The 6474-nt window shown below is 71.3% G+C and carries 7 protein-coding genes; all 7 read left to right on the top strand.

All coding sequences use genetic code 11. The features are described from left to right. The first annotated feature begins 10 nt into the window (after positions 1-10). Positions 11-1117: a quinone-dependent dihydroorotate dehydrogenase gene (locus tag GT045_RS02725; protein WP_161298017.1), complete on the top strand. Its 1107-nt coding sequence runs from the start codon at positions 11-13 to the stop codon at positions 1115-1117. Further along, the gene (pyrF, locus tag GT045_RS02730; protein WP_161333166.1) at positions 1114-1959 is read left to right on the top strand and encodes an orotidine-5'-phosphate decarboxylase; all 846 of its coding nucleotides are present in this window, start codon (positions 1114-1116) and stop codon (positions 1957-1959) included. Before GT045_RS02725 ends, pyrF begins: the two co-directional genes overlap by 4 nt. A 299-nt stretch (positions 1960-2258) precedes the next feature. Continuing rightward, positions 2259-2582: an integration host factor gene (locus GT045_RS02735; protein WP_003977346.1), complete on the top strand. Its 324-nt coding sequence runs from the start codon at positions 2259-2261 to the stop codon at positions 2580-2582. A gap of 60 nt (positions 2583-2642) precedes the next feature. Then, positions 2643-3236: a guanylate kinase gene (gene gmk, locus GT045_RS02740; RefSeq protein ID WP_161298019.1), complete on the top strand. Its 594-nt coding sequence runs from the start codon at positions 2643-2645 to the stop codon at positions 3234-3236. 53 nt (positions 3237-3289) lie between these two features. Beyond that, on the top strand, positions 3290-3562 hold the full coding sequence (gene rpoZ / locus GT045_RS02745; protein ID WP_005319902.1) for a DNA-directed RNA polymerase subunit omega: 273 nt from the start codon (positions 3290-3292) through the stop codon (positions 3560-3562). 114 nt (positions 3563-3676) lie between these two features. Further along, a complete protein-coding gene (gene coaBC / locus GT045_RS02750; RefSeq protein ID WP_161298020.1) occupies positions 3677-4879 on the top strand; it encodes a bifunctional phosphopantothenoylcysteine decarboxylase/phosphopantothenate--cysteine ligase CoaBC in 1203 nt (400 codons plus the stop codon). 248 nt (positions 4880-5127) lie between these two features. Then, complete coding sequence (gene metK / locus GT045_RS02755; protein WP_161298021.1) at positions 5128-6336, top strand: methionine adenosyltransferase; 1209 nt, start codon at positions 5128-5130, stop codon at positions 6334-6336. The last annotated feature ends 138 nt before the right edge of the window (positions 6337-6474 follow it).

Raw genomic sequence — 6474 nt, forward strand, 5'->3', positions numbered from 1 at the left:
TGAGGACACCATGTACCAGAACTTCTTCCGTCTCGTCTTCTCCCGCATGGACCCGGAGAAGGCACACCACCTGGCCTTCCGCTGGATCCGGCTCGCCGTGCGCGTCCCCGTGCTGCGCACGTTCCTCGCGGCCGTGCTCGCGCCCCGCCACAAGGAGCTGCGCACCGAGGCGTTCGGGCTGCGCATGCACGGCCCGTTCGGGCTCGCCGCCGGCTTCGACAAGAACGCCGTCGCCGTCGACGGGATGTCGATGCTCGGCTTCGACCACGTCGAGATCGGCACGGTCACCGGTGAGCCGCAGCCGGGCAATCCCAGGAAGCGGCTGTTCCGGCTCGTCGCCGACCGGGCGCTGATCAACCGCATGGGCTTCAACAACGACGGCTCGCTCGCCGTGGCGGCCCGCCTGGCGACCCGGGAGCCGGTCTTCCGGACCGTCGTCGGCGTCAACATCGGCAAGACCAAGGCCGTCCCCGAGGCCGAGGCCGTCGGCGACTACGTGAAGTCGGCCGAGCGGCTCGCGCCCTACGCGGACTACCTGGTCGTCAACGTCTCCTCGCCGAACACGCCCGGCCTGCGCAACCTCCAGGCCACCGAGGCGCTCCGCCCGCTGCTCGGCGCCGTGCGCGAGGCCGCCGACCGCACGGTGGCGAACCGCCGGGTCCCGCTGCTGGTGAAGATCGCCCCCGACCTCGCCGACGAGGACGTCGACGCGGTCGCCGACCTCGCCGTGGAGCTGGGCCTGGACGGCATCATCGCCACCAACACCACCATCGCGCGCGAGGACCTCGGCCTGCGGTCCGCCCCCGCGCTGGTGCAGGAGACCGGCGGCCTGTCCGGCGCCCCGCTCAAGGCGCGCTCCCTGGAGGTCCTGCGCCGCCTGTACGCGCGGGTGGGCGACCGGATCACCCTGGTGGGCGTCGGCGGCGTCGAGACCGCCGAGGACGCCTGGCAGCGCATCCTGGCCGGGGCCACGCTGGTCCAGGGCTACAGCGCCTTCATCTACGAGGGCCCCTTCTGGTGCCGGTCGATCCACAAGGGCCTCGCCGCCCGCCTGCGCACCAGCCCGTACGCCACCCTCGCCGACGCGGTCGGCGCCGACGTGAGGAAGTCCGCATGAGCCCGCTGGATCCCTTCGGCGCACGGCTGCGCCGCGCCATGGACGAGCGCGGCCCGCTGTGCGTCGGCATCGACCCGCACGCCTCGCTGCTCGCCGAGTGGGGCCTGGACGACGACGTCGCCGGCCTGGAGCGGTTCAGCCGTACGGTCGTCGAGGCCATGGCCGACCGGGTCGCCGTCCTGAAGCCGCAGATCGCCTTCTTCGAACGGTTCGGCTCCCGCGGCCTCGCCGTGCTGGAGCGGTCGGTCCAGGAGGCGCGGGCGGCCGGCGCCCTGGTCCTGATGGACGCCAAGCGCGGTGACATCGGCTCGACCATGGCCGCCTACGCCGAGTCCTTCCTGCACCCGGACGCCCCGTTGTTCTCCGACGCGCTGACCGTCTCGCCGTACCTCGGCTACGGCTCGCTCAGCCCGGCCGTCGCCCTGGCCCGGGAGAGCGGCACCGGCCTGTTCGTGCTGGCGCTGACCTCCAACCCGGAGGGCGGCGAGGTGCAGCACGCGGTCCGCGGGGACGGCCGGAACATCGGCGCGACCATGCTGGCCCACCTGGCGGGCGAGAACGCGGGGGAGGAGCCGCTGGGCTCCTTCGGCGCGGTGGTCGGCGCCACCCTCGGCGACCTGTCCTCGTACGACCTGGACGTCAACGGCCCGCTCCTGGCCCCCGGCATCGGCGCCCAGGGCGCGCGGCCGGCCGACCTTCCCGGCGTCTTCGGCGCCGCCGTGCGCAACGTCGTGCCCAACGTCAGCCGGGGTGTTCTGCGTCACGGTCCCGACGTCGGCGCGCTGCGCGGGTCGGCCGAGCGGTTCGCGCAGGAGATCCGGGCGGCCGTCGGGGCGGTCTGAGCCGCGAGCCGGGTGCCCGGCCGAGCGGCGTCACACCGGCTGGAGTGTGAATACATCCTCAAATCGAGGGCAGTATGTCTGCTATGTCCGGCCTGATCAAGGCTGACCAGGACTTTTCCGCTGTTCTCGCTGACTCTGGCGGACTTGCCCGCTAGTCTCCGAGCAGTGGGGGCACCTCCCTCGCCCCTCAGGCAGTGGGGGAGAACGGGCAGCGTGTTGCTCGTAGCTCCCCAGGTGTGGGGCGACTAGGTTCCTCACCGGTCCGTATCCGACAGTTCGACATCCGAGGTGACGTAGGCGTGGCTCTTCCGCCCCTTACCCCTGAACAGCGCGCAGCCGCGCTCGAAAAGGCCGCCGCGGCTCGCCGGGAGCGGGCCGAGGTCAAGAATCGACTCAAGCACTCCGGCGCCTCCCTGCACGAGGTCATCAAGCAGGGCCAGGAGAACGACGTCATCGGCAAGATGAAGGTCTCCGCGCTGCTGGAGTCCCTGCCGGGCGTCGGCAAGGTCCGCGCGAAGCAGATCATGGAGCGTCTGGGCATCTCCGAGAGCCGCCGCGTACGCGGTCTCGGTTCCAACCAGATCGCCTCCCTGGAGCGTGAGTTCGGCAGCACCGGTTCCTGAGTCCGCCTCCGGGCGGACAGGGAGTCCCGGGCACTCCGGGATTGCTGGAATAATCGCTGCATGGCAGTAACACTCCGGGGGACGACCCCCGAGCCCCCGGACGCACGTCCGCGGCTGACCGTGCTCTCCGGCCCCTCGGGGGTCGGCAAGAGCACGGTCGTCGCTCATATGCGCAAGGAACACCCCGACGTCTGGCTCTCGGTCTCCGCGACCACCCGCAAGCCGCGCCCCGGTGAGCAGCATGGAGTCCACTACTTCTTCGTCACCGACGAGGAGATGGACAAGCTGATCGCCAACGGCGAGCTGCTGGAATGGGCCGAGTTCGCCGGCAACCGCTACGGCACGCCCCGCGCGGCCGTGCTGGAGCGGCTGGAGAACGGTGAGCCCGTCCTGCTGGAGATCGACCTCCAGGGCGCCCGGCAGGTCCGGGAGTCAATGTCCGACGCCCAGCTGGTGTTCCTGGCCCCGCCCTCCTGGGAGGAGCTCGTGCGCAGGCTGACCGGCCGGGGGACCGAGTCGCCCGAGGTCATCGAGCGCCGCCTGGAGGCGGCGCGGACCGAGCTGGCGGCCGAGCCGGAGTTCGATACGACCTTGGTCAACACCTCCGTCGAGGACGTGGCCCGCGAGCTGCTAGCCTTGATGGACGTTGTGTGATCGTGACCGTGATCACGATGTCTGATTCTTACCCATCCATCGGAAGGTAGAGCGTGTCCTCTTCCATCACCGCGCCCGAGGGCATCATCAACCCGCCGATCGACGAGCTCCTCGAGGCGACCGACTCGAAGTACAGCCTCGTGATCTACGCGGCCAAGCGTGCCCGCCAGATCAACGCGTACTACTCGCAGCTCGGTGAGGGCCTCCTCGAGTACGTCGGTCCGCTCGTCGACACCCACGTGCACGAGAAGCCGCTCTCGATCGCCCTGCGGGAGATCAACGCCGGTCTGCTGACCTCCGAGGCCATCGAGGGCCCGGCGCAGTAGTACCTTCAGATCGCGATTGACTTATCCACAGGCCCGGCAGTCATCCTGCCGGGCCTGTGGTGTGTCATGGAGTCGTACGTTTTCGTCGTACGTTGTCGAGTCCGGGGAGACACGGTGGACAAGCCGAGGGTCGTGCTGGGGGTCAGCGGTGGCATCGCCGCCTACAAGGCCTGTGAGCTGCTGAGAAGGTTCACGGAGTCGGGCCACGACGTCCGCGTGGTGCCCACCGCCTCCGCGCTGCACTTCGTCGGCGCCGCCACCTGGTCCGCGCTGTCCGGCAACCCGGTCGCCACCGACGTCTGGGACGACGTCCACGAGGTCCCGCACGTCCGCATCGGCCAGCAGGCCGACCTCGTGGTCGTGGCCCCGGCCACCGCCGACATCCTCGCCAAGGCCGCCCACGGCCTCGCCGGCGACCTGCTGACCAACACGCTCCTCACCGCCCGCTGTCCGGTGGTCTTCGCCCCGGCGATGCACACCGAGATGTGGGAGCACCCGGCCACCCAGGAGAACGTGGCCACGCTGCGCCGCCGCGGCGCGGTCGTCGTCGAGCCCGCCGTCGGGCGCCTCACCGGTGTCGACACCGGCAAGGGCCGGCTGCCCGACCCCACCGAGATCTTCGAGGTCTGCCGCCGCGTGCTGGCCCGCGGCGGCACCACGCCCGACCTGGCGGGGCGGCACGTCGTCGTCTCCGCGGGCGGCACCCGCGAGCCGCTCGACCCCGTCCGCTTCCTCGGCAACCGCTCCTCCGGCAAGCAGGGCTACGCCCTCGCCCGGACCGCGGCCGCCCGCGGCGCCCGTGTGACGCTCGTCTCGGCCAACACCGCGCTGCCCGACCCGGCGGGCGTCGACGTCGTCCGGGCCGGCACCGCCGTGCAGCTGCGCGAGGCCGTCCTGAAGGCCGCGGCGGACGCCGACGCCGTGGTCATGGCCGCCGCCGTCGCCGACTTCCGCCCGGCCGCCTACGCCGCCGGGAAGATCAAGAAGAAGGACGGCCAGGATCCCGACCCCATCGTCCTGGTGCGAAATCCGGACATCCTCGCGGAGGTGTCCGCCGAACGGGCCCGGCCCGGACAGGTGATCGTGGGCTTCGCCGCCGAGACCGACGACGTCCTCGCCAACGGCCGCGCCAAGCTCGCCCGCAAGGGCTGCGACCTGCTCGTGGTGAACGAGGTGGGCGAGCGCAAGACCTTTGGTTCCGAGGAGAACGAAGCCGTGGTGCTGGGCGCCGACGGCAGCGAGACACCGGTGCCGTACGGCCCCAAGGAGGCCCTCGCCGACACCGTCTGGGACCTCGTCGTAGGACGACTGGGCTGACGTCCGGCACGCGGTCGGGCGAACCCGTCGGCGGGCCGCGACCGGCTCAAATCGGGTGTGGCGGCCCTGGCCAAGGCCGCTCGCCATTGTGCAGAATGCCCGTGCCGCAGGTCACAGCGCTCCCGAGAGGCGAGACGGTGGCCCGTCGGACGAGTGCGACCGATAAACTGTTCACGGTCGACGCCGGGCGCAGCCCCGTGTCCTCCGCAAATGATCAGCCAGCAGCCGCTGCAACCACAGGGAGCGTTGTGTCCCGTCGCCTGTTCACCTCGGAGTCCGTGACCGAGGGTCACCCCGACAAGATCGCTGACCAGATCAGCGACACCATTCTCGACGCGCTTCTGCGCGAGGACCCGACCTCCCGGGTCGCGGTCGAGACCCTGATCACCACCGGCCTGGTCCACGTGGCCGGCGAGGTCACGACCAAGGCCTACGCCGACATCGCGACCCTCGTCCGCGGCAAGATCCTGGAGATCGGCTACGACTCCTCCAAGAAGGGCTTCGACGGCGCCTCCTGCGGCGTGTCGGTGTCCATCGGCGCGCAGTCCCCGGACATCGCGCAGGGTGTGGACGCGGCCTACGAGGCGCGGGTCGAGGGCGACGAGGACGAGCTGGACCGGCAGGGCGCGGGCGACCAGGGCCTGATGTTCGGGTACGCGTCCGACGAGACGCCCACCCTGATGCCGCTGCCGGTCTTCCTGGCGCACCGCCTGTCCAAGCGCCTGTCCGAGGTCCGCAAGAACGGCACCATCCCCTACCTGCGCCCGGACGGCAAGACGCAGGTCACCATCGAGTACGACGGCGACAAGGCCGTCCGCCTCGACACGGTGGTCGTCTCCTCCCAGCACGCCTCCGACATCGACCTGGAGTCGCTGCTCGCCCCCGACATCCGCGAGTTCGTCGTGGAGCCGGAGCTGAAGGCGCTCCTGGACGAGGGCATCAAGCTCGACACCGAGGGCTACCGCCTGCTGGTCAACCCGACCGGCCGCTTCGAGATCGGCGGCCCGATGGGTGACGCCGGCCTGACCGGCCGCAAGATCATCATCGACACCTACGGCGGCATGGCCCGCCACGGCGGCGGTGCGTTCTCGGGCAAGGACCCGTCCAAGGTGGACCGCTCGGCGGCGTACGCGATGCGCTGGGTGGCGAAGAACGTCGTGGCGGCGGGCCTGGCCTCCCGCTGCGAGGTCCAGGTCGCCTACGCCATCGGCAAGGCCGAGCCGGTCGGCCTGTTCGTGGAGACCTTCGGCACCGCCAAGGTCGACGCCGAGAAGATCGAGAAGGCCATCGACGAGGTCTTCGACCTCCGTCCGGCCGCGATCATCCGCGACCTCGACCTGCTCCGCCCGATCTACGCCCAGACGGCCGCCTACGGCCACTTCGGCCGCGAGCTGCCCGACTTCACCTGGGAGCGCACGGACCGCGTGGACGCCCTGCGCGCCGCCGTGGGCATGTAGGACCCCCGCACCACGCATCGCCGAGGCCCGGCCGCCCCACGGGGAGGCCGGGCCTCGGCGTACCCGGGGCGGCCCGGGGACCGGCACCGGCCTGGCCGCCGCAGACGGGTGGCCGCAGACGGGTGGTCCGGAGCGGGG

This window comes from Streptomyces sp. SID486, from assembly GCF_009865385.1.
Classification (GTDB): Bacteria; Actinomycetota; Actinomycetes; order Streptomycetales; family Streptomycetaceae; genus Streptomyces.

Excerpts from the sequence above, each read along its gene's own strand:
- GT045_RS02725 (WP_161298017.1), top strand. The coding sequence starts at position 11 with ATGTACCAGAACTTCTTCCGTCTCGTCTTCTCCCGCATGGACCCGGAG.
- pyrF (WP_161333166.1), top strand. The coding sequence starts at position 1,114 with ATGAGCCCGCTGGATCCCTTCGGCGCACGGCTGCGCCGCGCCATGGAC.
- gmk (WP_161298019.1), top strand. The coding sequence starts at position 2,643 with ATGGCAGTAACACTCCGGGGGACGACCCCCGAGCCCCCGGACGCACGT.